The organism is Streptomyces malachitofuscus (assembly GCF_055571035.1).
Genome location: NZ_JBVIGA010000029.1, coordinates 41,923 through 67,689, shown reverse-complemented (window position 1 = coordinate 67,689; position 25,767 = coordinate 41,923). Strand labels below are relative to the sequence as shown.

At 70.5% G+C, this 25,767-nt stretch carries 26 protein-coding genes; 15 read left to right on the top strand and 11 right to left on the bottom strand.

The features are described 5' to 3' along the window. The first annotated feature begins 122 nt into the window (after window positions 1-122). The 3 genes from ACZ44S_RS33095 to ACZ44S_RS33085 are packed head-to-tail and all read left to right on the top strand — an operon-like array spanning window position 123 to window position 3,517. Complete coding sequence (locus tag ACZ44S_RS33095) at window positions 123-1,394, top strand: ABC transporter permease (RefSeq protein WP_466935808.1); 1,272 nt, start codon at window positions 123-125, stop codon at window positions 1,392-1,394. Window positions 1,395-1,429: 35 nt separating this feature from the next. After that, complete coding sequence (locus ACZ44S_RS33090; protein WP_466935805.1) at window positions 1,430-2,803, top strand: ABC transporter permease; 1,374 nt, start codon at window positions 1,430-1,432, stop codon at window positions 2,801-2,803. Between the two features lie 6 nt (window positions 2,804-2,809). Continuing rightward, entirely contained in the window at window positions 2,810-3,517 is a 708-nt protein-coding gene (locus ACZ44S_RS33085; protein WP_466935802.1) for an ABC transporter ATP-binding protein, read from the top strand. Window positions 3,518-4,386: 869 nt separating this feature from the next. Here the strand turns inward: ACZ44S_RS33085 and ACZ44S_RS33080 are convergent. The 5 genes from ACZ44S_RS33080 to ACZ44S_RS33060 form a co-directional block, all read right to left on the bottom strand. Beyond that, the gene (locus ACZ44S_RS33080; RefSeq protein WP_466935799.1) at window positions 4,387-7,671 is read right to left on the bottom strand and encodes a WD40 repeat domain-containing serine/threonine protein kinase; all 3,285 of its coding nucleotides are present in this window, start codon (window positions 7,669-7,671) and stop codon (window positions 4,387-4,389) included. Window positions 7,672-7,674: 3 nt separating this feature from the next. Next, window positions 7,675-8,379, bottom strand: a complete 705-nt coding sequence (locus ACZ44S_RS33075) for a DUF7019 family protein (RefSeq protein ID WP_466935796.1) — start codon at window positions 8,377-8,379, stop codon at window positions 7,675-7,677. 93 nt (window positions 8,380-8,472) lie between these two features. Continuing rightward, entirely contained in the window at window positions 8,473-8,592 is a 120-nt protein-coding gene (locus ACZ44S_RS33070) for a phosphatidate cytidylyltransferase (RefSeq protein WP_466935794.1), read from the bottom strand. Between the two features lie 878 nt (window positions 8,593-9,470). Beyond that, complete coding sequence (locus ACZ44S_RS33065; protein ID WP_466935791.1) at window positions 9,471-10,949, bottom strand: hypothetical protein; 1,479 nt, start codon at window positions 10,947-10,949, stop codon at window positions 9,471-9,473. Between the two features lie 225 nt (window positions 10,950-11,174). Beyond that, on the bottom strand, window positions 11,175-12,203 hold the full coding sequence (locus ACZ44S_RS33060; protein WP_466935788.1) for a saccharopine dehydrogenase family protein: 1,029 nt from the start codon (window positions 12,201-12,203) through the stop codon (window positions 11,175-11,177). 116 nt (window positions 12,204-12,319) lie between these two features. Between ACZ44S_RS33060 and ACZ44S_RS33055 the strand changes: the two genes are divergently transcribed. The 3 genes from ACZ44S_RS33055 to ACZ44S_RS33045 all read left to right on the top strand — a co-directional run bounded on the left by ACZ44S_RS33055 (window position 12,320) and on the right by ACZ44S_RS33045 (window position 14,542). Continuing rightward, window positions 12,320-13,300 (top strand): helix-turn-helix domain-containing protein, encoded by a 981-nt coding sequence (locus ACZ44S_RS33055; RefSeq protein ID WP_466935785.1) that lies wholly within the window; start codon window positions 12,320-12,322, stop codon window positions 13,298-13,300. 266 nt (window positions 13,301-13,566) lie between these two features. Further along, window positions 13,567-14,091 (top strand): MepB family protein, encoded by a 525-nt coding sequence (locus ACZ44S_RS33050; RefSeq protein WP_466935921.1) that lies wholly within the window; start codon window positions 13,567-13,569, stop codon window positions 14,089-14,091. 112 nt (window positions 14,092-14,203) lie between these two features. Then, window positions 14,204-14,542 (top strand): hypothetical protein, encoded by a 339-nt coding sequence (locus tag ACZ44S_RS33045; RefSeq protein ID WP_466935782.1) that lies wholly within the window; start codon window positions 14,204-14,206, stop codon window positions 14,540-14,542. Between the two features lie 12 nt (window positions 14,543-14,554). On the opposite strand, the gene ACZ44S_RS33040 is transcribed toward ACZ44S_RS33045, so the two are convergent. Further along, window positions 14,555-15,001, bottom strand: a complete 447-nt coding sequence (locus ACZ44S_RS33040) for an anthrone oxygenase family protein (RefSeq protein WP_466935779.1) — start codon at window positions 14,999-15,001, stop codon at window positions 14,555-14,557. A 92-nt stretch (window positions 15,002-15,093) separates the two neighbouring features. Between ACZ44S_RS33040 and ACZ44S_RS33035 the strand changes: the two genes are divergently transcribed. The 4 genes from ACZ44S_RS33035 (at window position 15,094) to ACZ44S_RS33020 (ending at window position 19,300) form a co-directional block, all read left to right on the top strand. Then, a complete protein-coding gene (locus tag ACZ44S_RS33035; protein ID WP_466935776.1) occupies window positions 15,094-15,672 on the top strand; it encodes a TetR/AcrR family transcriptional regulator in 579 nt (192 codons plus the stop codon). 115 nt (window positions 15,673-15,787) lie between these two features. Next, a complete protein-coding gene (locus ACZ44S_RS33030; protein WP_466935774.1) occupies window positions 15,788-16,345 on the top strand; it encodes a PadR family transcriptional regulator in 558 nt (185 codons plus the stop codon). Window positions 16,346-16,425: 80 nt separating this feature from the next. Continuing rightward, window positions 16,426-18,150, top strand: a complete 1,725-nt coding sequence (locus ACZ44S_RS33025; RefSeq protein WP_466935771.1) for an acyl-CoA dehydrogenase family protein — start codon at window positions 16,426-16,428, stop codon at window positions 18,148-18,150. 175 nt (window positions 18,151-18,325) lie between these two features. Then, window positions 18,326-19,300, top strand: coding sequence for a GNAT family N-acetyltransferase (locus tag ACZ44S_RS33020; protein ID WP_466935768.1), 975 nt, complete (start codon window positions 18,326-18,328; stop codon window positions 19,298-19,300). 9 nt (window positions 19,301-19,309) lie between these two features. On the opposite strand, the gene ACZ44S_RS33015 is transcribed toward ACZ44S_RS33020, so the two are convergent. Next, window positions 19,310-19,708 carry a hypothetical protein gene (locus tag ACZ44S_RS33015; protein ID WP_466935766.1) on the bottom strand — a complete coding sequence of 133 codons (399 nt, stop codon included), beginning with the start codon at window positions 19,706-19,708 and terminating at the stop codon, window positions 19,310-19,312. A gap of 261 nt (window positions 19,709-19,969) precedes the next feature. On the opposite strand from ACZ44S_RS33015, the gene ACZ44S_RS33010 reads away from it, so the two are divergent. Both ACZ44S_RS33010 and ACZ44S_RS33005 read left to right on the top strand, forming a co-directional pair. Continuing rightward, complete coding sequence (locus tag ACZ44S_RS33010; RefSeq protein ID WP_466935763.1) at window positions 19,970-20,215, top strand: hypothetical protein; 246 nt, start codon at window positions 19,970-19,972, stop codon at window positions 20,213-20,215. Next, the gene (locus ACZ44S_RS33005) at window positions 20,215-20,592 is read left to right on the top strand and encodes a fic family toxin-antitoxin system, toxin component (RefSeq protein ID WP_466935761.1); all 378 of its coding nucleotides are present in this window, start codon (window positions 20,215-20,217) and stop codon (window positions 20,590-20,592) included. Before ACZ44S_RS33010 ends, ACZ44S_RS33005 begins: the two co-directional genes overlap by 1 nt. Before the next feature lie 96 nt (window positions 20,593-20,688). Here the strand turns inward: ACZ44S_RS33005 and ACZ44S_RS33000 are convergent, their stop codons facing one another. Continuing rightward, on the bottom strand, window positions 20,689-21,384 hold the full coding sequence (locus tag ACZ44S_RS33000; RefSeq protein ID WP_466935758.1) for a glycerophosphodiester phosphodiesterase: 696 nt from the start codon (window positions 21,382-21,384) through the stop codon (window positions 20,689-20,691). Window positions 21,385-21,574: 190 nt separating this feature from the next. Between ACZ44S_RS33000 and ACZ44S_RS32995 the strand changes: the two genes are divergently transcribed. The 3 genes from ACZ44S_RS32995 (at window position 21,575) to ACZ44S_RS32985 (ending at window position 23,600) form a co-directional block, all read left to right on the top strand. Next, the gene (locus tag ACZ44S_RS32995; protein WP_466935756.1) at window positions 21,575-22,186 is read left to right on the top strand and encodes a TetR/AcrR family transcriptional regulator; all 612 of its coding nucleotides are present in this window, start codon (window positions 21,575-21,577) and stop codon (window positions 22,184-22,186) included. Beyond that, window positions 22,183-22,605, top strand: coding sequence for a DUF6069 family protein (locus ACZ44S_RS32990; RefSeq protein ID WP_466935753.1), 423 nt, complete (start codon window positions 22,183-22,185; stop codon window positions 22,603-22,605). The genes ACZ44S_RS32995 and ACZ44S_RS32990 overlap by 4 nt, the downstream gene beginning before the upstream one ends. A 125-nt stretch (window positions 22,606-22,730) precedes the next feature. Then, window positions 22,731-23,600: an AraC family transcriptional regulator gene (locus ACZ44S_RS32985; protein ID WP_466935751.1), complete on the top strand. Its 870-nt coding sequence runs from the start codon at window positions 22,731-22,733 to the stop codon at window positions 23,598-23,600. 68 nt (window positions 23,601-23,668) lie between these two features. On the opposite strand, the gene ACZ44S_RS32980 is transcribed toward ACZ44S_RS32985, so the two are convergent. The 3 genes from ACZ44S_RS32980 to ACZ44S_RS32970 all read right to left on the bottom strand — a co-directional run bounded on the left by ACZ44S_RS32980 (window position 23,669) and on the right by ACZ44S_RS32970 (window position 25,745). After that, window positions 23,669-24,523: an alpha/beta fold hydrolase gene (locus ACZ44S_RS32980; RefSeq protein WP_466935748.1), complete on the bottom strand. Its 855-nt coding sequence runs from the start codon at window positions 24,521-24,523 to the stop codon at window positions 23,669-23,671. A gap of 162 nt (window positions 24,524-24,685) precedes the next feature. Next, complete coding sequence (locus ACZ44S_RS32975) at window positions 24,686-25,087, bottom strand: RecQ family zinc-binding domain-containing protein (RefSeq protein WP_466935746.1); 402 nt, start codon at window positions 25,085-25,087, stop codon at window positions 24,686-24,688. Between the two features lie 61 nt (window positions 25,088-25,148). After that, window positions 25,149-25,745, bottom strand: a complete 597-nt coding sequence (locus tag ACZ44S_RS32970) for a TetR/AcrR family transcriptional regulator (RefSeq protein ID WP_466935743.1) — start codon at window positions 25,743-25,745, stop codon at window positions 25,149-25,151. Window positions 25,746-25,767 lie beyond the last annotated feature (22 nt).

The following is a 25,767-nucleotide window of genomic DNA, read 5'->3' as shown; positions in this document are numbered from 1 at the left end:
AACCAGGGCCGGGTTCGCAGCCGTGTAAAGACGTCGTCGGAGTCCGGTGCAGCCGTGGACCGCCTTTATGTCGCTGTAACACGTTTATCCTCCTGCAAAGGACCGCCTGCTCTACTGCCCGCATGAACTTCGTCAAGCGGGCCGGGATAAGCCTGCGTTCCAGGAAATCCCGTACCGCCGCGCTATTCGGCATTTTCGTTGTGATCTGTTCCCTGCTCCTCGGCGGTTTTCTGCTGGAGGCGTCCGCCGCGCGCCAGGAGGCCGAAGCGCAGCGCACGATAGGGGTCGATGTGACGGTTCGCAGCAAACGGCTGACCCCGGCCCTGGCGGGCCGAATAGGCTCCGAGCCGCCCGTGACGCGGTACAACCCGCTGCTCCCGCTGACCGCCGACGCGCACGGTTTCGAGCCGCTCGTCTCACCGGAGCCGACGCCGCGCGGAAACCGGGGCACCGAGGAGGAAGAGGGGCCGCTGGCGGTGCGAGGCGTGCGGGACCTGGGCATGCTGCTGCCCTTCTCGTACGGATCGACGAAGATCATCTCCGGGCGTGGGATCGTCCCTGGGGACGCCGGCCGCCGAGTTGCGGTGATCGAGGAGCGCCTGGCCGAGAAGAACGGCCTCGAGCTCGGCGACACGGTCCGGCTGCGGTCCGCCGATGGCGAGCGACAAGTCTCGGTGAAGGTCCTCGGCGTGTTCCAGGACCCCAGGCAGGACCCGTCCCAGTGGACGCCCGCGAACGAACTGCCCGGCAACGCCCTCTACGTGCCGACGCCCGTCCTGGAGAGGCTCAGCAGTGGTGCCGCCGTTCTCGAGGAAGCGGTCTTCAGGGTCGGTTCACCCGAGCAGTCCGAGCGTCTGCACGCCGCGGCGAAGAAGCTGCTCGGTACCGAGGACTTCGACTTCCGCGTGAACGACAAGGCGTACCGGGACCAAGTCCGTCCCATTCAGAGGGTCGGCGCCTTCGCCGGCCTGATCGTCTGGGTCATCGCCCTGGCCGGCGCACTGATTCTCTGCCTGATCGTGATGTCGCAGATCCGGGAGCGGCGCCATGAGCTCGGAGTGCTGCTGTCGCTGGGCGAGAAGAAGTGGAAGCTCGTCTTTCAGCACGTCGTGGAGGCCGCGGTGGTGTGCCTGCCCGCAGTCGCCTTCGCCGCGGCGGCGGGGCATGTCGCCGGACCGTCCATGGGCGATGCCCTGCTGGACTCCCCGCAGCAGAACACCGTGGTGGCGGGTGTGCAGGACGCGCGGATCACTCCTCCCACCGTACGCGTCGAGTCCGCCGACGTAGGAAAGGTCGCCGGCCTCGGCCTCGGCATCTGCCTGGTCTCCACTGTCATCCCGGGCATCGGGATTCTCCGCCTGCACCCCCGCTCGATCCTGGCCGACAGCGAATAGCTCGCTGCCGGCACGAACCCAGAAAGTCCACCTTCATGAATTTCGTCAAACGTGCAGGCCTCAGCCTGTGGGCCCGTAAGGGCCGAACGCTGATCACTTTCGCCACGTTCCTCGTCATCTCCCTGATGGTGATGGCCGGCGTACTGATCGACGCGGCGACCGCTCGGGCCGAACTGGACGCCAAACGGTCGGTGGGCGCAGAGGTCAACCTCGGCATGGACATGGAGGCGCAGGGGAGCATCGGACAGGCACCGACGATCGACTCCGCAGTGGTCGAGAAGATCGGGAAGCTGCCCCAGGTCCAGAAATACACCTACTCCATGTGGGACCGGGTGATCCTCGAGGGAGACGCAGGACTCGTCACCGACGGCGTGGAAGGCTCGATGGGGCCCGGCGGCACCGCGGGTATCGGACTCCTCGAATCCGCACTGCTTGCCGACTTCCGCAGCGGCAAGTTCAAGCTTCTCTCCGGGCAGCATCTCACCGCCGCCGACAGGGACAAGAAGCGGATTCTGATCGAGGAGCGCCTGGCTGAGAAGAACAGCCTGCGCACCGGAGACAAACTGACCCTGACCGGGAACGACGAGAAGACCACAGGGCAGTTCACCGTGGCCGGCATCTTCCGCGACCCGCGCCCGGGCACCGAGCTGGAACCCGAGCACTACGTCAACCCGGCCAACATGATCTACGGCACGGTCGGTGGCCTCACCACGCTCAGCACTCCCGGTGGCGGGGCTCAGGGGATCACCCGGGCCACCTTCCTTCTGACTGACCCCGATGACCAGGAGGCATTCAGGGAGGAGGCCGAAGCGACTGCCGGCTCCGCGCTGGAAGGCTTCAAGCTCGACGTCAATGACAAGGCCGTGCAGCAGATGACCGGACCGCTCAAGAGCATCAGCTCCACCGCCACACTCTCCATGTGGCTGATCGGCCTTGCCGGCGCCGCCGTCCTCTCGCTCCTCGTCAATCTCGCCGTCAAGCAGCGCCGCATGGAGTACGGCGTGCTGCTGTCCATGGGCGAAAAGAGGTGGAAGCTCATCACTCAGCAGGCCCTGGAGATCACTGTGGTGGCCGCTCTGGCCATCGTGCTCGCGTCTGTCTTCGCTCCGCAGCTGACACAGAGCGCGGGCCAGTCACTGCTCGGCAGGGAAGCAACCGCAGCCCAGAAGAAGATCGACGCCTGGCAGCCGCCCCGTCCCGGCAGCACAGGCGTGGGCGAGGGCATCGACCCCGACGACCGGCCCGTGGAGAACGCCGACCCCATCGACAAGATCACCGTGGTGCTGACGCCCGAGGATCTCGTCACCGTCACTGGCATCGGGCTCGGCATCGGCCTGCTCGCCACCGCGATCCCGGCGGCCTCCGTGCTGCGCCTCACCCCTCGTTCCATCCTCACGAACGGTAAGTGACCCCTCATGACCAACGCCACCGAGCCCGCGTCCCTCCTCCGACTGCACCGGGTCAGCCACACCTACCTGGGTCAGCGCCGCAGGACCACGGTCCTGCGGGACATCGACTACTCCTTCGAACGCGGTGTGTTCTACACGATCCTGGGGCCCTCCGGCAGCGGCAAGACCACCCTGCTCAGCCTCGCCAGCGGCCTCGACACCCCGACAAGCGGCGCCATCAGCTTCGAAGGCCGCGACCTCAAGGAACTGGGCCTGGGACGCTATCGCAACCAGCACGCCGCAACGATCTTCCAGCAGTACAACCTCCTCACGTACATGACCGCCCTGCAGAACGTCGTCTGCGCCATGGAGATCACCGGAGCCAAGCCCGCCCAGGGAAGCCGCAAGTCCCACGCTCTTCATCTGCTGGACAGCGTCGGCCTGGACAAGCCGATGGTCACCCGCAGCGTCATGAAGCTGTCCGGTGGCCAGCAGCAGCGGGTGGCCATTGCCCGCGCACTGGCCTGCGACGTCGACATCCTCTTCGCCGACGAACCCACCGGAAACCTCGACGAGGACACTGCCCAGGGCATCGTCGACGCCTTCCGCGACCTCGCCCACGAACAGGACAAGTGCGTGGTCGTCGTGACTCATTCTCAGCAGCTGGCCACCCAGTCCGACCGTGTACTCACCCTTCGCAAAGGGAGGATGACCGAGCGCGTGAACCAGCGTTGAGGACACGCGCGGCGGCGACCGCGCCCGCTCTGCCACTCGCCCCGGACCGAGCACGACACCGACCCGGTGACTGGGAACGCGAGGTAGCTGCACCGTCCGTTCCCTGAGCCGCCGTGTGACAGCGTCAGCGAGTTCGGTCCTGCCGGCAGCCATCTCCGCCGACACGGCGATGAGATGGCTGCCGCCGTTCAGCGCGAGAAGCACCCAATCGTGGGGGACAAGCCCATCCACCGAACAAGGAAACCCATGAGCATCGTTCACCGCTGTCACGGAGCTGCCGTCCGGCCCGGGCACCATCATCACCGCCCGGCACCGTGCAGGTGAGCAGGCACTGACGCAGGCCGGAGCGTCTGCGACAGCATGTCGCGCACGCGAGCATGCACGATGTCGACGGTCGTGACAAAGCCCGTGCTGAAGCCCTCACTCGTGTACAGGGAGCGCTGCGTGTCCTCGAACTCGACGTGCCGGCCTAGGAGTCGGCCCAAACAGCCGTGGACCGGATCGTGGCTGAGGACGGTCACCTTTGTCGCCGTGCGAGTACCAGGACAGCGACGTCCGGCCCGCGATGGTGTCGCTCTCCACAATGTGAAACTCGTGCTCCCCCCGTCTGCGTACTGCGTGTTGCACGGCGAGGGCGCGAAGGTCGTCGTGGACCGAGACGGCCAGGATCACGCCAGGGCACGGAAGACGACCGGGGGGCGGCATCTTGACGACGTCCTCCGGGTAGTCGTCCAGCGGATCGCCGAGCGTGAAGTCAGGCATCGCGCCCACCTCGGATCGGTAGTCAGCTCTCGCCTCCTTCCACGCAACCACGGCTGGGCCGTCCTTGCTCGTCGATCCCGTCGTGCTCCCGGTCGGCAAGGAACAGGTCAGCCGGGCGGCCGGGTGTACTCCCAGTCCAGGTCCCAGCACAGCACCGTGCCCTCGTTGTCGCACGAGGCGGCATGACAGCCGTCCGCCGTCAGGGCCACGCTGAACACGGGGGTGGTGTTGCCTTCCAGCTCGCACACCAGGCCGCCGGTGCGCACGTCCCACAGCCGCACTGTGTGGTCGAGGCCACCCGTCAGCAGCAGAGTGCCGTCCGGGGTCAGCGCGAGGCAGGTGACCGTGTCGGCGCAGGCCGCGATCTCCCGCACCCCGGGCCCGTCCGCTTGGCAGAGCCAGACGACGCCGGGAGTGGTGAAGGGGCCGTGTGCGGCAGCGACGACACGTCCGTCCGGGGTGGCCACGGCGTGCAGGCTGTCGCCGAACAGCGGCAGGTGTGCCGTGAGCACCGACCGCGCGTTCCGGATCTCGAGGACTTCGGTGTGTCCCCGACCGGTCACCAGCACCAGGACCTCTCCGGAAATGGTGGCCACCCGGTCGCGTGGGCCGGGGAACGCGTGCAACGGCCGCTGTGCCGAGCGGTCCCACAGAATGCCGAGCCCGTCGGTGTGTTCGGTGAGGGCCAGCGGGCCGTCCGGCGGGTCCAGACGCAACGGGGCGCCGCGGTACGGCCGGTGCACGGCGGCCACTTTGCGGGCGGACGCCAGGTCCCAGACCAGGTGCTTGCCGTGCACGTCCGTGGTGAGAGCGTGCCGGCCGTCGGCGCAGACCACCGTCTCCCGTACCTCGGCGCCGTCCCCTTCGTCGGCTTGCGTGACCCGGCCGGTGTGCAGGTCGTGGACGGTGACCACGCCGAAGTAGGAACCCGCGACCACATGGCGCAGATCCGGTGTGAACGCGGCCGGGCCGCGGACCAGCCGCTGGTACGTCCGGGCGCGCCACTGCCCCGCGAAAGCGGAGCGGCGGCCGGGCGCGCCGGCCCGGCGCCACAGCGGCAGCAGCCGCGGATGCTGCCGGTAGCCGGGCAGGGCGCGGACGGCCTGGAGCCGGTCGAAGGCATCCGCGACGCGCCCGGCGTCGAGGAGGGCCGCTGCCCGTTCCAGGGCGGCGTCCGCGGTACGGGCGTCCTCGATGAGCTGGGAGGCGGCGCCGGGGCGTGCGTAGCTCCACGGCGCCGGAGGCCCGGGCTGCCACGGCCACACGACACCCACCGACTCGCCCCGGGGGATGCTGAGCAGGGCGACCCGGCCGTCCGCGCTCAGTGCCGCCTCGCTCGCCTTCACGTCCTCAACCGTGGACAGACACCGGTTGTCTTCCAGCAGCCACTGCTGCACGCCGTACTCGGAGGCGGACAGCGCGATGCGGCCGTCGCCGCTGACTGCGACCGGGTGGTCGCCCCACGTGGCCGCGCTTCCCAGGTCGCGCACCGAGTCGGTCGTCAGGTCGATCAGCTGAATGGCTTTCCCCCAGGTGCGCGCCAGGGCGTAGCGGCCCCCCGAGCCGAAGGCGAAGCGCCGGTCCAACTCGTCCTTGCCGCCCAGCAACTCGCCGCTGCGTGCGTCCCACAGGCGCAGCACCCACCGGTATCCGGAGAAGGACGCCACGCGCTCCCCGCCGGCGACGACCGCCAGCGCGCCGAAGGAGGCGAAGGCGCCGCTGTTCTCGACCGGCTCACTGAGCACCCGCTCGGTGTCACCGAGCAGCCGCACGTATCCGTTCGTCCCCGACACCGCCACCGTCCCGCCGTCCCCACTCACCGCGACTGCTTCCACGGTGTGCGGCGGCAGGTTCCAGCGCCGTCTGCACGTGCCGTCGGCGGTGTCCCACAGCAGGATCCGGCCGCTCTCGTCGCCGGAGACCACGATCCGGCCGTCCGCGCTCGTCGCCACCGACTCCACGGACGCCTCGTGGCCGGTCAGCACCCGCACGACCCTGACCGTGTCGAGGTCCCACACACGCAGGTCACGCATCTGGTGAGAGACCACCGCCAGACGCCCGTCGGCACTGACGGCGAACACCGGCCGCCGCATCAGGGTGCTGCGCTGCAGTACCGCGGGCGGGCGTGCCGGGGGCAGTTCTTCGGCCGCGGCACGGGCCGCCACGACGTCGGGAGTGTCCGGCAGTTCGGTGAGCAGCCGCACGGCGGTGTCCCGGTCGCCGCGCTCGATGTGGACCAGCGCCAACAGGTGAGGGCCGGTCTCCCCGCCGGCCGGGCCGAGGCGGACCGCCTCCAGGTCGACGATCAGCTCCCGGTCGGTCATCGCACCCGTCCGCCACCGTCGCAGACCGCGGTTGTACGTGGCGTGCGGGTGGCGCGGCTCGGCCTGCAACGCGCGGTCCCACAATGCATCGGCCCGCTCGGCATCGCCCAGGTCCAGCAGCGACAGCGCGTGGTTGGACAGGCCGTCCGCCAGGAGCTGTGCCTCGCTGGGCCGTTCACGCGGATAGGACGCGCCGGTGGCGTCGGCGTAGATATCCGTCAGCTCCCGGGCGATCCCGTCGAGGCCGGCCGGCCGGTCGGCGGGGTCCACGGCGAAACAGCGCCGCAGTGTGTCGGTCAGGGCCTCGGGCATGGAGGGGATGTCCGGATCCTCGGTGCGGGTCGCGAGGAACTGTTCCAGGACGCGGCCCGCGGCCTGCCCGAAGGGGGACGGCGTTCCGCCGGCGAACATCTCCCAGACGCTCACCGCCCAGGACCACACGTCACTGGCCACGCTCAGCCGTTCGCCTTGCGCCTGCTCGGGAGAGCAGTAGGCCGGAGTCATTCCGGCGAAGGTGACCGACGGGTCCGCACCGGGCCCGCCCGGCGCGGGGCCCACCGCCGACCGATGTGCCCGCGCCAGACCGAAGTCGGTGACCTTGGCGGTGCCGTCGGTGGCCACCATCAGGTTGGCCGGTTTGACGTCCTGGTGGACCAGCCCGCGCCGGTGTGCGTGCTCCAGCCCCCACGCGGCCTGCACGGCGACATCGAGGAGCCTGCCGAGCGCCGCTTCCCGGCCGCCGCGGTACAACCGCCGCTCCCGCACCGCGTCGGCCAGGGTGCCGCCGTCCACCCACTCCGCGAACACCCGGGGCAGCCCGTCGATGCGCCGCACATAGACGCAGTTGACCAGATGCGGGTGGGCGCCGAGCCGTACCCACGCGTCCGCCTCGCTCTCGAAAGCGGCCAAGTCGGCCGGGGACGCCACCAGTTCGGGGCGAGGCGTCTTCACGGCCAGGTCGATGCCCCACTCGCGGTGCCGGACGCGGTGGACCAGGCCCATCCCGCCGGTACGGATCACCTCCCGCACTTCGTAGACGTCGAGTACGACGTCCCCCGGGGCCCACACCGCCTAGTCCACCAGCGCAACGTACAGGGGCGTGCCGAGCAGGACTGCGGGCCCGGCATCCGGTGAACCGGGCACGTGCAGCAGCCGTTTGGCGACGAACTCCACCCGCTGCGCCGGACCGGGCATGAGCTCGTTGGCGCGGTGCACGGCCTGCGCGGCCGCCGGCGTACCCGTCCGGGCGGGCCGGTCCTCCTCCGCGGAGATCATCCCGACCAGCGCCTGGATCTGCGGGTCACGCGCGAGTCCGGCGAGCAGCGAGGGGGTCAGCGACCGGGACAGCCCCGTCTGCGACGGCGGCGGGGAACCCAGTACGTGATGGGAGGAACCGCCAAGGCCCATCACCGTACGGACGCTCGCCCCGCCGAACCACACCAGGCTCGCGTCCGCGGGGAACGGACCCCACCGCAGTCGCAGCACTCCGCGGAAGAACCGTTTGGGATCGTCCACCGTCCCCAGTTCCTCCTGGTCCTCCAGGAAGCGCACCAGCCGCTCCAGCCGGGGGCCGCGCTCCTCCTCCCCGGTGTCCTCGACGACGCGCTTGCCGCCCACGACCTTGAGGCTGACGTTCACCTCGGTGGTGCGCTTCCGGCGGAGAGCCGGATCGATCTGCGCCAGCAGCATGTCGACCTTGCTGTCACTCACATACAGGTAGTAGCGCAACGACACCAGCTGCTCCCGCCTCCCAACAGCCCTGCACGACACGTCCATTATCGCGGCACGGTCCCCGCACGCCGACAACTCCGCGATCGGCCCGCGGTCGTGTTGCCCGCAGAACCTCAAGCCGGCCTGGTCGCACGCCGGTCAGCGCAGGACGAGGAGAACGGCCAGGGCGAGGAGAAACGAGTCGATGCGGTCGAGCAGCCCCCCGGAGCCCGCCGGCCAGTGAGCGGAGTCCTTCGCCCGGACACCACACTTGACCATGGACTCGAGGAGATCCCCCGCCGGGGCCCCGACCGCCACCGCGACCGCCTCGGCAGGCTGAGTTCCGACAACAGCCGGGCTCCGCCCAGCCGCTGACCCGCGAAGTACGCGACGATGTCGTCCACCGAGACGGCGACGAACAGGACGAGCGCGGGCACGCCGAGCGGTACCAGGGCGGTGAGCACGCTCAGCCGGACCAGCCCGAGCAGACCCGACCCGGCTCGGCGCAGACCGTGGGCGGCGTCACCGCCCGCCAGGGGCACCGCGGCGATGGCCGGCGCGCCGGCCGCCGCCACCCGCACCTCCTGCCCGGGCGTCGGCCAAGGGGCCGGCACAACGCCACAGACGGCACCGCCCGGTCCAGCCGGCCGGGCCCATCAGTCCGCCGTACTCCGCCGCCGCGACCACCCCGACCGCCGGCGCGAGCGCGAGGGCCGTCACCCCGGGGCCTCCCCACCAGGACGCTCCGACGACCAGGGGCACTCCGACCACCCAGCAGCACCGGCGGAGCAGCAGTTCGCGGCGCGTGGAGGGCGGCCGCGGCGATCCCGCCGAGCACCAGGGCCCCGCCGAGGAAGGGTACGAGGGAGGCGACGCCGGTCACCGGGCGGGCCGGCGGTCACTCCGGCCGGGACCCCGGCGGACCGCCGCGCGAGCGAGCCGCGCCGCAGCGTCTCCCAGGCTGCCGCGTACGTCGCAACGATGGGGGCGTTCACCGCCACGCGTACGGTGCGCCCCTCGTACTGCGGTGAGAGGGGCGACAGGTCGCGCAGAAGCCGCAGCGGGGCGACAGTTCAACGCCGCCCGGCGTCGCCGGCGGCCGGATGGAGCCGGACCGCAGCGGTGGGCCCGCTGTTCGCAGCGCACATGTCGCGCTCTCACAGGCCCGCCAAGGTGAGGATCCGGTCCATGTGTGCGTGCGGCAGGCCGGGGTGGGCGGCGGCAGCGGCGGCCACCCGGTCCGACGGATCGGCCAGCAGCCGTACCAGCTCGAGGGGCGGGAACCGGGGATGGGCCACGACCGCCTGGCGCACCGTGGCCTCCGGATCGGCGGCCAGGCGGTGGAGGAGTTGCGCCGGCAGGGACGGGTCACGCGGGGCCAGCTGCCGCATGCGCGGGTCGGGATCGGTGGCCAGGCGCCGAAGGACGTCCACCGGGAGGGGGATGTCGTCGGCCGGACGCCACCGGGTCTTCTTCTCCGGGCGGTAGGTACGGTCGATGCGCTCGGCGGTCGCCGCGTCGATCCCGCCCGGCGCGTGCAGCGCCATCGTCGTGCGGACGCCGCTGTCCTCGTCGTCGAGCAGCCGGGCCACGACCGGCGCGGGCAGCTTGTCGGACCTCGCGGCCGACGCGCGGAAGCAGGCGTACGGCGAGTCCACGTGCGGCAGCGGGTCTGCGGTCACCCACGGCAGACGCAGCGTCCGCAGTTGCAGCCGGGCCATCTTGGCCATGATCTGCCGTTCGAGTGCGTCCTCGTCCAGGTCGCCGTGGAGGTCGCTGAGCCAGTCCCGGGCGGGCATCTCGGAGAGGAGCCGGGCGTGGATGGCGGCGCGAACCGGCTCCGGCGTGTCCTGACGCGCGAAGATCCGGAGGCGGACCTGCGGAACGGGATCCTCGGCCAGATCGTCACGCAGCAGCGTGGGGAGGCCGGGGTGGCCGGCCACCTCTTCCCGCACTTCCGGATCCCGGTCCCCGGCCAGTCGGCGGGCCGTGCCGGCGTCGAGGGTGCAGTGGCGCACCGCCCCGGCGCGCGTGACCGGGTCGGTCAGCAGGGCCGGGATCAGGTCGGCGAGCGGAACGGGGTGGGGGAGGTGCCGGTAATAGGTGGCACAGGCCGCCGCACGCACCACGTCCTCTCGGTCGGTCAGCAGCAGCCGGCGCACGGCTTCGGGTGCCTGTGTCCACCACTGGGCGAGCGCCACCCGCACCCGGGGCTCCGGGTCGGCCGCCTGCCGTGCCCGCAGATCCTCCGGCACGTGGTCGCTCTGGGCCAGGTACTCGCGCACCCCCGGGTCGCTGTCGCCCAGCAGCCGCTCGAACAGCTCGCGTGGCGCGCCGCCGTCCGCGCCGACGGCCACGGCCGCGCGGATCGTCGCGTCCGGGTGCTCGGCGAGCGTCATCCGGAAGGCGTGCGGCAGGCGGCGGTTGAGAGCGAGCGAGTGGGTGAGCCGGTGATCGTCCAGGGCGATGATCTCGGCGATCACGCCGTCACTCAGGTCCGTGCGCCCGGCGACGCCGCCTTGGCCCGTGCGGTGGACGAGGAGGCGGCGGACGAACTCGGGCGGCAGCGCGGGATTCTCCGCGAGGCCCTCCACCACCTCATCGAGGTGGACCGGCGGCGGTATGTCGTCCTGCACGGCACAGCACCCTTCAGACACACGAATCGACGGCCGAGTCTCCCACGGACGACGCCCGCGTAGCCGGAACGGGCTGCCTTCGACGCCTCGTTCACGGTGCGTGGTCGAGTCCGTCCCGTGGGCCGAAGGCGGCCAGGACGTCGGCGTCGGTCGCGCGTGCGTGCGGGAAGGAGTCGGCCCACTCGGCGGATTCGGCACAAGGCGGCCGTGGGCGAGACGGACCTGCTACGGCCGCTGCTCCAGGGTGATGTGCGGGGACAGCGCGCGGAGGAAATCGGGGGCGTCGAAGATCTCGCCGGCGGAGACGACACCGGTCGCTTTGGTCCGTCCCGTGAGAATGCGGTCGAGCGCTTCCACCGCGAGCGGTGCCGTGACGGCGTAGATGTCCCGGCCGCCGGCCACCGCACGCCGTTCCCTCGTGCCCGAACGCACGACGGCGTCGACGAGGAAGGTCTGCCCGGACCGTCCGTACCCGTCGGCCGCGACCGGTGCCGGCGTGTCGGGAGCCGCGATGTCCCGGGCCGCTTCGGCCGCCATGTAGGTGCGCACGTCGGGGATGGACAGGTGGCTGGGCACGGTGACGACGTCGGCCATCGTGAACTCCCCGATGACAGCGCGGGAACCCATCGGGGCGGGAAACGGCCAGTCCAGCGTGGGCAGGTCGTCCTGGTGGTACTCCAGCCGCCCGTTCCTGTACCGGACGCCACGGCCGTCCCGCCGTTCCCGGGAGACGGCGCCCGCGGCGCGCGTCCCGGCGGTGGGGTGCCAACTGCTCAGCCCATAGGCGATGTGCGCCTCGTCGGCCTCCGTCCAGTCGCCCATGGCCGTGGTGATCAGCAGGTCACCGAGGCCACCGAAGAAGGCCATCGCCGGAACGATCAGAGCATCGGCCTCCCGCGCCCGGTCGGCGAAGTGGGCGAAGGTGTCGGCGACCGCCTCGATCTCGGCCGCCACGTCGACGTACGGGATGCCGACCCGCAGGGCCGTCTCGATCAGTGGGGCGGCGGTCGCGGCGAAGGGGCCGGCGCAGTTGACGACGGCCGCCGTGTCGGCCGACATCCCGTCGAGTGAAGCGGGGTCGCCGACCGATGCGGGGCGGGCCTCCAGCCCGGTTTCGGCAGCCAACGCCTTCAGCTTGTCCGCGTCGCGGCCGGAGAGAACCGGGATGAACCCCCGCTCCTGCAACTCCGCAACGACGAACCGTCCGGTGTGTCCGTACGCTCCGTAGACCGCGACCCTGATCCCCGATGTCATGGATGCTTCCTTCGCCTTCGTTCGCATGATCCATCCAACTCCGTTGCGCCCCATCGTCGCGGGAGCCGCACCCGCGCACGAGTGTCCGGAACGACATGTCCCGTACAATTCCGGACGTGGACACTGTTGCGCTGGCCGTCACCGACGGCATGCTGCACTTCGAACTGGCCCTGGCGTACGAGGTGTTCGGCTCCGCCCCGGACGGCGTGACGGGACCGTGGTACCGCCTCGTCGTCTGCGGCCCCGGCCCGGTACGCGCCGGCCGGTTCCTGATCACACCCGACCAGGGACTCGACGGGCTCTCCCGCGCCGACACCGTGATCGTCCCCGGCTGGGCCGACATCGACGAGCCCCCGCCCGCCGACCTGCTCGACGCGGTGCGCACGGCTCACGAGGCGGGCGCACGCCTGGTCTCCCTGTGCACCGGCGCCTTCGTGCTGGCCTCGGCCGGTCTGCTGGACGGGCTGAGGGCGACGACACATTGGGCGCACACACGAGCCCTGGCCGACCGCCATCCGAAGGTCGAGGTGGACCCGGACGTCCTCTACGTGGACAACGGCAGCGTGCTCACGTCCGCCGGCAAGGCCGCCGCCATGGACCTGTGCCTGCACCTCATCCGCCTCGACCGGGGGGCGGCCACCGCCAACGCGGTCGCCCGCCGCCTGGTCGTGCCACCGCACCGGGACGGCGGCCAAGCCCAGTTCATCACTGCACCGATGCCCGCGCCGGATCATCACCCCCTCGCCGAACTGCTCCCCTGGGTGCTGGAACGGCTCGACCAGCCGCTGACGGTGGAGGACCTGGCCCGTCGCGCGCGGATGAGCTCGCGCCACCTGGGCCGCCACTTCAGGGCCGCCACCGGCACCACCCCTCTGCAGTGGCTGCTCACCCAACGCATCCGGCGCGCCCAGGAGTTGCTGGAAACCACCGATGACAGCGTGGACGCCGTCGCGGCAGCCACCGGCATGGGCACCGCCACCACGCTGCGCCGGCACTTCAACCGCGCGGTCGGCCTGCCCCCGCACGCCTACCGCCGCACGTTCCGCACCCGGAACGGCCCTGGCCTCGACGACAGCTCACAACACCTTCGCCGCTGAACCGTTCGCGAAACCCACCCCTCTGTACGCATACGTCAACACTGCGTGACAGAGAAGGTTGCGCCATACGCCCGCCGCTCGTGGCGGGCCAGGGCTGCCGGAGAGAAGCTGGGCGGCAGGGCAACGGGAGGTGCGATGAGCGGTCTGGTCGTGGCGGGAGTGGACGGCTCGGCGTCGAGTCTTGCCGCGGTGGAGACGGCGCAGCCCATGGGGCCCGAGGAAGCCCCGTGAGCCAGTGCGCACGGGAGCGCTGGCAGAATGACGGCATGATGGGGGATCAGCCGTGGACGGGGCTTCACGCAGACTTGGCGGCGGCGAAGGCGTTGGTCTGGGACCCGAGCGGCTTCGCCTGCTCGCAACCGGTGCCCGAGCCGGAGAGCGCCGAGTACGCGGCTTGCGCGTTCACGCTCGACGGCCGCTCCGTTCGATTCCGTGTGGCCAAGACCACGCCGACGAAGGTGGGCCAGTTCGTCACCTTCTGGCAGCGGTCCGACGAGGGACCGATCCGTCCCTTCGACGCCGACGACGGAGTGGATCTCCTCATCGTCAGCAGCCGTGACGACAACGGCTTCGGACACTTCGTGTTCCCCCGGGAGGTGTTGTGCCGGCGCGCCATCGTCTCCCGGAGCGGCTCGGGCGGGAAGCGCGGATTCCGCGTCTACCCGCCGTGGGTCACCACGGCCGGCCGACAGGCCCGCAGCACCCAACAGTGGCAAGTGGAGTACTTCCTCCGCCTTGACCCGAACGGACCCGCCGACCGCACACGCGCCCGCACCCTCTACCGCCCGTAGCCGACCGCCGGGCCACAGTGAGAGCCATGAGTGACGTCCCCGCCGAGGAGATCCCCCTCTCCTGCTGCACACCGTCCCCGAATCCGCGGTGTCCCTCGCGGAGAAGTACCGGATGCCCGCGGAAGCGGCCGTTCTCACCCGAGAGGCCATCGTGGACATGTACGAAGTACTGGCCGAGTGCTTCACGACATCCGTGCTGATTCCGCAGTTGGAGAGTTCCAACCCGGAACCGGAACTGCTCAGGCGCTGCTGGGACTTCGTGGAACGCCTCGTGGATCATTCTCTGCGACACGTCAGTGGCGCCGTGTACTTCGAGGTCCTTGAACCGCTTCTGAACGCGGACGGTCTCGTGGAGGCCGCCTGGCCGCACATGAAGGAACGTTCCCAGGCGCGTACTGTGAAGATGCTGAACTTCTACGGCATCCGCGTGCCCGGCATCAATGCGAGCTAGCGGTGTGCCGGCTCAGGCGAGGGCGGCGGCCAGCAGGGCGAAGGCGGCGATGATGACCGCGACGCGGAGGTAGTGGTAGCGGTCCCAGCGGTTCATCTGCTCCTTCCAGTCGGCGGGCCGGTTCTCGGGGGTCCATGTCTTCCCGCGGTTGTTGATCGGGACGAGCAGCAGCAGCGACATGATCACGCTGAGGATCAGCAGCCCGCCGGCGGTGACGACAAGCCCGGTGCCGTCGTGGTCCCGTCCGGCGAGGGCCCAGACCGCGACGAGGACGAGCGAGGTGATGTACCAGACCGGCATCACGGCGCCGAGCATCCGGCCCCCGTGGGCGCGGCCGAGTTGGCCGCTGTCCTCGGGGAGTGCGTCGAGGATGCGGTTGATGACGAAGGCGACGGAGAACTCCACCCCCACCATCACGCCGACGAACACGGTGGTGAACACCTGGAGTGCGTTGAGCATGATGATCCCCTCCGGGAATCTAGCGTTGCTAGCGGATGAGGCAACGCTAGTACTGCTGCCGCTCGAATGTCTAGCGGTGCTAGAATCGAGCCATGTCGGTACAGGAGCGCAAGCAGCGCGAACGGGCGGAACGCGAACGCCTCATCGTGGCGACGGCACGCGAACTCGCCGAGCAGCAGGGCTGGGACGCGGTCACCACCCGCCGGCTCGCCGAGCGCATCGAATACAGTCAGCCCGTCCTCTACAGTCACTTCCGCGGCAAACGCGAGATCATCGGCGCGGTCGCCCTCGAAGGGGCCACTGAGATGGCCGCGGCGCTGCGGGCGGCGGCCTCCGCCGCGGACGGCCCCCGCGCCCGGGTCACCGCTCTCGCCCGCACGTACCTCGACTTCGCCGAACGCAATCCCGCGGTCTACGACGCCCTGTTCCGCCTCGACGGCGGTCTGGCGTTCGCGCACGAGGACACCCCGGAACCGCTGAAGGACGGCTTCGCCGCCCTGCTGGAAAGCCTCGGCGAGGTCGCCGGAGACGGCGTCGACCCCGGCCTGTTCACCGAGACGTTCTGGGCGGCGCTGCACGGACTGGCCACCCTGACCAGGGCACGACGACTGCCGCCGGAGGACACCGAGCGCAGGGTGAAGCTGCTGGTGGACCGGCTCCCCGCGGTCTGACGCGCCGCACCTCCGCAGGCGGCAGCAGGGTCTCCGGGCCCTACCCGTCGCGCGTGAGCCGTGTCTCACCGCGCCGACGTTGCTATGCAACAAAGTGCATAGGAGGATCGTGGGCATGGCGCTCGAGCACGCGATCCTTGTCTCCCTGCTGGAGAAGCCGGGCTCCGGCTACGAACTGGCCCGGCGGTTCGAGCGGTCCATCGGATACTTCTGGACCGCCACCCACCAGCAGATCTACCGCGTGCTCAAGCGCATGGAGAGCGACGGCTGGGTCGAGGTCCGGGACGTCGCCCAGTACGGACGCCCTGACAAGAAGGAATACTCCGTCGCAGGGCGCGGACGGGACGCCCTCTGCGCGTGGCTGAACGAACCGACCGAGCCCGAAAGCGTCCGGCACGACCTGGCGGTGAAGGTCCGGGGCGCCGCCTTCGACGATCCGACCGCCTTGATCAGCGAGGTCGAGCGGCACCGGCAGGCACACACGGACCGCCTCGCCCACTACCTCGCCGGCGAAACCCGCGACTTCGGCGACCCCGCGCCGGACGGCGGGCTCGACGCCGAGCGGGAGCTCCAGCACGCCGTGCTCCGCGGCGGCATCGCATACGAGCGCATGATGATCGCCTGGCTCGACGACGTCCTCGCCACCCTGGCCCGATTCGAGACCGGCCGCTGACCGGCCGAGCAGGCCACCCCGGGACCCGCACCCGAACGCGTACACCCATCCTCACCCCTCCCAGCCGAAAGGCGGCATTCATGGCCGACGCGCTGCTCTTCAACCCGCGCACCTACGACCCCGCGCACTTCGACCCGGAGACCCGCAGGCTGCTGCGCGCCACCGTCGACTGGTTCGAGGAGCGGGGCAAGCGCCGGCTGATCGAGGACTACCGAACGCGTGCCTGGCTCGGCGACTTCCTGGCCTTCGCCGCGAAGGAGGGACTCTTCGCGACCTTCCTCACCCCCGCCTCCGCAGCCGCGGACGGCGAGGGTGACAAGCGGTGGGACACCGCCCGCATCGCCGCCCTCAACGAGATACTCGGCTTCTACGGTCTCGACTACTGGTACGCCTGGCAGGTCACCATCCTCGGCCTCGGGCCCGTCTGGCAGAGCGACAACCCCGCCGCCCGCGCCCGCGCCGCCGAACTCCTCGCCCAGGGCCAGGTGTTCGCCTTCGGCCTGTCCGAGAAGGCGCACGGCGCCGACATCTACTCCACCGACATGCTCCTGGAGCCCGACGGCACGGGCGGCTTCCGCGCCACCGGCTCCAAGTACTACATCGGCAACGGCAACGCCGCGGGCCTCGTCTCCGTCTTCGGCCGCCGCACCGACGTCGAGGGCCCCGACGGCTACGTCTTCTTCGCCGCCGACAGCCGCCACCCGGCCTACCACCTGGTCAAGAACGTCGTCGACTCCTCCAAGTACGTCAGCGAGTTCCGCCTCGCGGACTACCCCGTGGCCCCGGAGGACGTCCTGCACACCGGCCGCGCCGCCTTCGACGCCGCCCTCAACACCGTCAACGTGGGCAAGTTCAACCTGTGCACCGCCTCGATCGGCATCTGCGAGCACGCGATGTACGAGGCCGTCACCCACGCACAGAACCGCATCCTCTACGGCCGCCCCGTCACCGCCTTCCCGCATGTACGACGCGAGTTGGCCGACGCCTACGTGCGGCTCGTCGGCATGAAGCTGTTCAGCGACCGCGCCGTCGACTACTTCCGCACCGCGGGCCCCGACGACCGCCGCTACCTCCTCTTCAACCCGATGACGAAGATGAAGGTGACCACGGAGGGCGAGAAGGTCATCGACCTCATGTGGGACGTCATCGCCGCCAAGGGCTTCGAGAAGGACAACTACTTCGCCCAGGCGGCCGTCGAGATCCGAGGCCTGCCCAAGCTGGAGGGCACCGTCCACGTCAACCTGGCGCTGATCCTCAAGTTCATGCGCAACCACCTGCTCGACCCGGTCGCCTACGAGCCCGTCCCCACCCGCCTCGACGCGGCCGACGACGACTTCCTCTTCCGCCAGGGCCCGGCCCGCGGGCTCGGCTCGGTCCGCTTCCACGACTGGCGACCGGCCTACGACACATACGCCCACCTGCCCAACGTCGCACGCTTCCGCGAACAGGCCGACGCACTCTGCGAGTTCGTCCGCACGGCCGCTCCCGACGAGGAGCAGAGCCGCGACCTCGACCTCCTCCTCGCCATCGGCCAGCTCTTCGCGCTCGTCGTCCACGGCCAACTGGTCCTGGAGCAGGCGGCCCTTTCGGGCCTCGACGAGGACGTGCTCGACGAGCTGTTCACCGTCCTCGTACGGGACTTCTCCGCCCACGCCGTCGAGCTGCACGGCAAGGACTCCGCGACCGAGGAGCAGCAGCGGTGGGCGCTCGGCGCGGTCCGGCGCCCGGTCGTCGACGCGGCACGTTCCGAGCGTGTCTGGCAGCGCGTCGAGGCGTTGTCGGGGGCGTACGAGATGATGCCCTGACGAGCGAGCACGCGGCCTCGGGTGCCCGGGCGGTCCGTCGCGGGAGCGGTTCGCGGACCGTCGGGCGGCCTACGGCGACGAGGACGCCCGACCCTCGAGGTCTCGCCGGACCTCTCGCTTCGCCCCCCGGCCACGTCCGTGGTGCGATGGAACCGGGGGCGGAAGGAGGGCGATCATGTCCGCAGCGAAGCGTACGAGTGTCGCCGCCTCGGTGTCGGTCCGCCCGCTGATGGAGCCGGACCTGGACCGGGCCGACGAGATCTTCAGGGTCGCCTTCGGGACCTTCCTCGGGATCCCCGAGCCGGAGACGTTCTTCGGGAGCGCCGACTACGTCCGCACCCGCTGGGCGGCGGATCCCCACGCGGCCTTCGCGGCGACCGTCAAGGGCGACCTCGTCGGATCGAACTTCGCCGCCGACTGGGGGAGCGTCGGGTACTTCGGCCCGCTGACCGTACGCCCGGATCTGTGGGACCAGGGCATCGGCAGGCGGCTCATGGAACCGGTCATGGCCTGCTTCGACACCTGGGAGAACCGCCATCTCGGCCTGTTCACCTTCTCGCACAGTCCCAAGCACCTCGAGCTCTACCGCCGGTACGGCTTCTGGCCCCGCTTCCTGACCGCCATCATGAAGAAGCAGGTCACAGGCGGAACCGCAGTTCCCGGCCGGATGCTGTTCGGCGAGCTGACCGAGGCCGAGCGGCCCGACGCACTGAGCCGTAGCAGCGCACTGACGGGGGCCGTGTACGAGGGTCTGAGCCTGGTACGCGAGATCATGGCCACACTGGAGCAGGGGCTGGGTGACACCGTCCTCCTCGAGGGCGCCGGCTCCGACCTGGACGGCCTGGCCGTCTGCCACTGCGGAGCGGGGTCGGAGGCCGGTGCGGACGTGTGTTTCGTCAAATTCGGCGCCGTACGCCCCGGGCCGGACGCAGCGGACCGGTTCGAGCGGCTGCTGAACGCGTGCGAGCAGCTGGCCGCCGAGAAGGGACTGGGGCAACTGGACGCCGGAATGAACCTGGCCCGCCAGGATGCCTACCGGCGCATGGCCGACCACGGGTTCCGTACCTGGCTGCAAGGCGTGACCATGCACAAGCCCAATGAACCCGGCTACAGCCACCGGGACGCCTACGTGATCGACGACTGGCGCTGAGCCCGGCCCTCAGGACGCTCCGGATCCCGTGTCGACCCTGCCGGGCTCGGTGCCGGTGGGGCGGACCTCGAAGAAGGAGATCGATTCTCCGGGGTCGTCGGCCTGCCAGCAGCCGTGCTTGTCCGCGTACCGCGCCTTCCCTGTGATGTGTCCGACCGCTTCCGGCACCTCGCCGCTGACGCGGAGCCGAAACCGGTGAGAGACCGACTGACCGGGACCGAGCGGGAACGCGGTGAGCGTACTGACTCCTCCCTTGGGGTGAGTGAGCGTGGTCCACGCGCCGGTCGTCCTGTCGAACGCCTGCACGGTGAGGTGGCGGGAGTAGTCGTTGTCGTCTTCCCGGCCCTGGACGCCGCCGCCGATCAACGGCTGGATGTCCTCGATCTCGTGGTCGCTGCGATTGCGCACATGGAACGTGAACTCCTGCCAGCCGCTGCCGGCGAGGATGGTGAATCGGGGTCCTGAAGTCTCGCTCTCCAGGTCACTGGTGAGTTGGGCCGTGCTTTGCGGCGGTGGCGATGGCGCGGCGAAAGTTCAAGAAGCCCTCCAGGAGTCAGGTCCGGTCGTTTGATCCATGGGGCCGGCGAATGGTTGCCCTGGAGCTCACCGGACGCGCGAACGGACGTCCAGGCACCCCCCATCATCGGTAACGGCTGTTACCATGCAGGCATGGCGAAGACACAACTGGGCGCGCGCGTGGACGAGGACATCGCGGAACTCGCGAAGAAGCGCGCCGCCGACCTGGGACTGAGCATCGGGGACTACCTGGCCCGCCTGGTGCAGGACGACGCCAGCGGCCTGCGCGCCCGCGCCGTGGACGCCGCCGCCCGATTCCTCACGGAGCACCAGATGGTCTTCGACGAGGCGGAGAACGCCCAGTCGCCCACGACGGCCGGGGGAGTGCGCGCCGCCTGATGCACCTGCACATCGACGTCCCCTGGATCCTGCAGGTCGCCGAAGCCGCCGGAGTGAACGACCCGGCCCCCGACGACTACGGCGTCCCCGTCGCGGCGGTCGCCCGCCATCAGGCCGAACTGTTCGAGCAGCCCGTCTACGACGGCCCCTACGCCAAGGCCGCCGCCCTCGTGCACACCCTGGGACGCTGCCGCTGGCTGGAACGCTCCAACATGGCCGTCGCCGCCGCGACGGGCGTCATGTACCTCGAGGCCGCGGGGATCACGGTCAAGCCCACCCGCGAAGACGCCGTCGCCCTGAAGGACCTGCTCCTCGACCCGGCCTGCACCGCCGGGAAGATCGCCACTCTGCTGCGCAACTGGCCCACGGCCACCTGAGCACGGGCGGCGACGCTGACGCGGCAACTCGGCCCGCACATCCCGCGGCGTGGCACTGAACGGCGGCGGGCCCGCCGTTCAACTCTCGCCCTGGCGTCAGAGGGTAACCTCGACCAGCCGCTTCATGCCGGGTTCGTCGGTCACGCAGCCCACCAGACCGAGGGCCCGGGCGAGTGCCAGGTCGCGCTCGTCGTTGACGGTCCAGGCCATGACGTCGATGCCGGCCGCGGCGCACTTGTCCACGATGGCCCGGTTCAGCTGCCGCAAGTCCACGCTGACCAGGCGCGAACCGGCCTTCCGTGCACGGTCGACGAAGGCATCGCGGTGGGCGCTCGCGCCCGCGACCAGCACGGTGCGGGCCTGCGGCAGCAGGTCGTGGATCTCGATCAGCGCCGACTCGTGGAAGGACAGCACGGAAACACGGCCCAGCAGATCGCGTTCGGTGAGCACCTTGGCGAGCGACCGCGCGGCGGCCACGTCCTTGATCTCTGCCTGGATCGGCAGTGTCGGCCCAACGGCGTCCAGCACCTCCCCGAACGTGGGGATGCGTTCGCCGCGGCCGGCATCGAGCTTCTTGAGCTGCTTCAGCTCCTGGTCCGCGATCGGCCCTGAGCCGTTCGTCGTGCGGTCCAGGGTTCCGTCGTGCATGACGACCAGTTCGCCGTCCTTGCTCAGGTGCAGGTCCAGTTCGATGCCGTCCAGCCCTTCGCGTTCGGCCCGCAGGAAGGAGCGCAGGGTGTTCTCCGGTTCGGCGGCCATGACACCGCGGTGGCCGATGGTGAAGAAAGACACTCGGTTGCCGTCCTTGAGTGGGGTGGTCCGGGGCAGCCGCACGAGGGTCATGCCCCTGTCGCTGGAGCGATCAAGCCTAACGGGCCCGGCCGCGCGTGCCTCCGACCGGCCTGAGCCAGAGAACGGGCAGCCGGCGGAGTGAGTACTCACTCATTGACGAAGTGAGTACTCACTCCGTACGCTCACTCCCATGACAGCATCCAAGGAAAGTCGGACCACCCGCCGCCGCGCCCCCGGCATGTCGCCGGAGCTGCGCCGCGAGATGGTCATCCAGACCGCCATTCCGCTGATCGCCGAGTACGGCGCCGCGGTGACCACCGCGAAGATCGCCCGTGCCGCCGGCATCGGCGAAGGAACGATCTTCCGGGTCTTCGCCGACAAGGACGAGCTGCTGCAGGCCTGCGTGGCCAAGGCGCTCGCTCCTGACGACGCGGTCCGTGAGCTCGACGCGATCGACATGTCCCAGCCGCTCGCCGCCCGGCTCGCGGAGGCGGCCGAGGCGCTGCAGGCGCACATGTCCAGGATGGGCGCGATCATCGGCGCGCTGGGGCACCGCGGCGGCAAGCACCCCGGCACGGTGCGCGGCGCGGGTCGCGAGGAGTCGACGACGCGTATCCGCGCCGCCCTCGCGGAGCTGCTGGAACCCGACAAGGCTGCCCTGCGCCGGCCACCGGAGCAGATCGCGGCCCTCTTCTTCGGCTTGCTCTTCGCCCAGCCGCGTACGGACGACGAGCCCAATCTGACCCCACAGGAACTGGTGGAGGTCTTCCTGCGCGGGGCGCACTCGGGAGGCGCCGAGTGAGTGCGCGCACACGGCGCCTGCGGATCACGGCCCTTGCCGTCCTGACCCCCGTCCTGGTGTGGCTGGTCACGGACCCCCTGCTGGGGCACCGCATTCGCATCGCCGACGGCGAGCAGACGCTCGAGATCGGCGCCGGGGCCGTAGCGTTCGTCGCACTGCTTGCGTCGCTGGCCGGCTGGGGACTGCTGGCGGCCCTCGAGCGATTCGCGGCGCGCCGCGCCCGCGCAGCCTGGACCGTGACGGCGGGCGCAGTACTGGCCGTGTCCTTCCTGCCGTTCACCGGCGACGGCATGGACGGCGGCACCCGAGTCTCCCTCGCCCTGATGCACCTGTCGGTTGCGGCGGTACTGATCCCGGGGCTGCGCGGCAGGCCCTCCGCCGCGTCAGCCGACGCCGCGAACCAGGTTGTCGCAGTGTGAGATCGCCCCGCGAGTACGGGCGTGGCCGGTTCGGCGAGCCGTCCGGACGCCTGATCGCATCGGATCGCAGCGGTCGGGTCCGGTGCGGGCCTGGCAGGCAGGGTTGTCATCGAAAGGAGGGTCTCGTGATCTCGGCACTGAACCGGCTCGTCGATCGCGTCGAGAAGCACCTCACCGAGGAGCTCGACGTCCGTCGACTGGCAGCGGAGCTCGGCACGACCGAATACCACCTGCGCCGGATGTTCTCCTCGTTGGCGGGCATGCCGCTGTCGGAATACGTGCGCCGGCGCCGCATGACCGTCGCCGCTGCCGACGTGGTCCGGGGCGAGGACGATCTGCTGAGCATCGCCGTCCGGCACGGATACGGCTCGACCGAGGCGTTCGGGCGCGCGTTCCGTGCGGTCCACGGCGCCGGTCTCAGCGAGGTACGCCGCGACGGAGGCCCCCTGCGCACACAACCACAGCTCAGGTTCCACCTGACCGTCGAAGGGAGCATCCCCATGGACACCCGACTCATCGACCGCCCCGCGTTCCGGCTCGTCGGACACGCGACCCGGGTTCCGCTCATCCACCAGGGCGTCAACCCGCACATCCAGCAGCACATCGCCGCCCTGCCGCAAGAGGAGCACGTCCGGCTCAAGGCCCTCGGCGACACCGAACCGGCGGGCCTGCTGCAGGTGTGCGACGACGTCGACCCCGACGGCACGGAGGGGAGCGAACTGACCTATCTGCACGGAGTCGCGGTCTCCCGGGACACGCCGGCCCCCGACGGCCTCGACGCCATCGAGGTACCGGCCGGCACGTGGGCGGTCTTCCGCACCGCCGGACCGTATCCGCAGGCCCTGCAGACCACCTGGGCCGCGACCGCGACCGAGTGGTTCCCCTCCAACCCGTGGCGACTGCGGCCGGGCCCCTCCATCGTCGCGGTCCTCGAGCGCGCCGACGACTTCAGCACCGCGACGTGCGAACTCTGGCTGCCCGTGGAAGCGGAGTGAGGCAGAGCGCGACCGGCCGGCCGCCTCCACCCGTACTTTCCGGGCGGCCGGTGCCGTGACTCCGATGATCAGCGCGCCGCGGTGCCCTGGTGCCGATGGTCTTGGAGGAAGGCGATGAGGGCCGCTGTGAGCTCGGCGGGCGCGTCCTCCTGCACGAGATGACCCGCACCGGCGATGGGTTCGAGTCGCGCACCCGGGATGCGGGCCGCGAGCTCCCGCCCCTTCGCCACGGGGATCCAGGTGTCGTCCTCGCCCCAGCACACCAGCGTGGGGATGCCGATCTCGCCGTACCGGTCCTGCACCTCGTCGGTGTAGAGCTCGTCGGCCTGGGCGATCTGCCGGTAGAAGGCCGCCTGACCGGCTTCGCCGTGCCAGGGCTGGACGAGCCGGTCGAGGACGGCCGGGTGCAGACCGGGGCTGCTGGCCGAAGCGACGTACTCGCGCACCAGGGCGCGGTGCAGCGCGGGCGGCAACTGCTCGAAGACCTCGGAGTGCTCACCGACGAGCCGGAAGAACGGTGACCCCCACGGCGCCAGCGCGACCGGGTCGACCAGGGCCAGGGCGCGGTAGCGGGCGCCGTGCAGCAGATGCGCCCGCAGGGAGACGGCACCTCCGAAATCGTGGGCGACCACCAACGGCTCCTCCAGCCCCCAGTGCGCCAGGAGCTCGGTGAGAACCCTTCCCTGGGCGGCCAGCGAGACATCCTGGCCGACGGACATCTCCGATGCCCCGTACCCGGGCATGTCCCACACGAACACCTGGTGACGGCGGGCGAGTGAGCGGGCGACGGCGCGCCACACGTACGAGGAGAACGGAGTGCCGTGCAGGAGCACGACCGGATCCCGGCCGGGCTCCCCGAGGCTGCCCCAGCGGACTTCGCCCGACGTACTGCGGAACGTCTCGGCAAGCTGCCATTCGTTCACGGGTGCTGTTCCTCTCATCTGTGCGTGGGCGATCGAACCGGGCATGGTCCGGACAGTGCACCAAAATTGTCGAGCACAGGCCCGGGCCCGGGTGTTCCATCTACTCGAAACGATCAGCTGGGGACCACCGGGAAGTACGCAACGACGCGGTCGCCGTGTGCATCAGGCATCGGTCAGCAGATCGCCCTCGTGTACGGCTGTCAGGGACAGCGTCTTGTAGCCGACCTGCTCGAACAGCACGACGAGACGGTCCTCCTCCGTGCGCAGGACGGTGCCGGCGCCCCACTCCGCGTGGTGCACCCGGTCGTTCGGCTCAAAGAGCTCGCCGTGTCCGGGCGGGGGAGCGGCGTCCCGATGCCCGCCCCCCTTGGCAGGGAGCTCGTCCTCGCGGTCGCACACGTCGCACGCTCCGCACGGCACGTCGAGCTGCTCACCGAAGTAGCCCAGGAGGTACTGGCGTCGGCAGGACGGCGTCTCGGCGTAGCCGCGCAACATCTCGATGCGCGACCGGTGGATGCGGTGCCGCCGCTCGAGCACCAGCACCGCCGCTTCGGCCGCCCCCACGGGCCCGTGGCAACGGCGTGAACCAGGACGCGGAGCCGTCCACGGGCGGGACCGTTGCCCGTCACCGCAGTTGACCGAAGGCGTGTTCCGCGTCGGCTACGGCTTCGGGGTGGACGGCGCGGGCGGTCCGGCCGTCGGCGATCCTCTGCCAGTTGGCCCGGGCGAGCACTCGTTGGACCGCGAGCACCTGGGCGGCTCGCAGGCGGGCCCGGATGCCACCGCCGAAGGCGTCAGCCAGCTCCTCCTCGTCCTCGAGCTGGTACCGCGCGAGCCGTCCCGCCAGGCTCGGGGTGTTGAACACCAGGCGATGGAACGCCACCACCTCCGGGTGGTCATTGAGGCCGGTGACGGGGTCGTACCGATCGAGGCCGGCGAGGAAGTGCCGGTGCAGCGCGGTCACCGGCTCGACGTTCGTCTCACGGTCCCGTACGACGCGTGCGGCCTCGCCCTGGTGGTCCGAGAAGCGGTGCAGTACCAGGTCTTCCTTGGTGGGGAAGTACCGGAAGAGGGTGGGCTTGGAGATGTCGGCCGCCGCGGCGATGTCGTTGACAGAGACGCTGTCGAAGCCGTGCTCCAGAAACAGCGAAACAGCCGCGTCGGCGATGGTGTCGCGCGTGCGCTGCTTCTTGCGGGCCCGCAGCCCCGTCGGCTCGCTCACCGGACCACCGTAACATTTGTGA

Coding starts and splice junctions, on each gene's coding strand:
- ACZ44S_RS33095 (WP_466935808.1), top strand. CDS start 123: ATGAACTTCGTCAAGCGGGCCGGGATAAGCCTGCGTTCCAGGAAATCC.
- ACZ44S_RS33090 (WP_466935805.1), top strand. CDS start 1,430: ATGAATTTCGTCAAACGTGCAGGCCTCAGCCTGTGGGCCCGTAAGGGC.
- ACZ44S_RS33085 (WP_466935802.1), top strand. CDS start 2,810: ATGACCAACGCCACCGAGCCCGCGTCCCTCCTCCGACTGCACCGGGTC.
- ACZ44S_RS33075 (WP_466935796.1), bottom strand. CDS start 8,379: ATGGACGTGTCGTGCAGGGCTGTTGGGAGGCGGGAGCAGCTGGTGTCG.
- ACZ44S_RS33070 (WP_466935794.1), bottom strand. CDS start 8,592: ATGGTCAAGTGTGGTGTCCGGGCGAAGGACTCCGCTCACTGGCCGGCG.
- ACZ44S_RS33060 (WP_466935788.1), bottom strand. CDS start 12,203: ATGACATCGGGGATCAGGGTCGCGGTCTACGGAGCGTACGGACACACC.
- ACZ44S_RS33050 (WP_466935921.1), top strand. CDS start 13,567: ATGATGGGGGATCAGCCGTGGACGGGGCTTCACGCAGACTTGGCGGCG.
- ACZ44S_RS33045 (WP_466935782.1), top strand. CDS start 14,204: ATGCCCGCGGAAGCGGCCGTTCTCACCCGAGAGGCCATCGTGGACATG.
- ACZ44S_RS33040 (WP_466935779.1), bottom strand. CDS start 15,001: ATGCTCAACGCACTCCAGGTGTTCACCACCGTGTTCGTCGGCGTGATG.
- ACZ44S_RS33035 (WP_466935776.1), top strand. CDS start 15,094: ATGTCGGTACAGGAGCGCAAGCAGCGCGAACGGGCGGAACGCGAACGC.
- ACZ44S_RS33030 (WP_466935774.1), top strand. CDS start 15,788: ATGGCGCTCGAGCACGCGATCCTTGTCTCCCTGCTGGAGAAGCCGGGC.
- ACZ44S_RS33025 (WP_466935771.1), top strand. CDS start 16,426: ATGGCCGACGCGCTGCTCTTCAACCCGCGCACCTACGACCCCGCGCAC.
- ACZ44S_RS33020 (WP_466935768.1), top strand. CDS start 18,326: ATGTCCGCAGCGAAGCGTACGAGTGTCGCCGCCTCGGTGTCGGTCCGC.
- ACZ44S_RS33010 (WP_466935763.1), top strand. CDS start 19,970: ATGGCGAAGACACAACTGGGCGCGCGCGTGGACGAGGACATCGCGGAA.
- ACZ44S_RS33005 (WP_466935761.1), top strand. CDS start 20,215: ATGCACCTGCACATCGACGTCCCCTGGATCCTGCAGGTCGCCGAAGCC.
- ACZ44S_RS32995 (WP_466935756.1), top strand. CDS start 21,575: ATGACAGCATCCAAGGAAAGTCGGACCACCCGCCGCCGCGCCCCCGGC.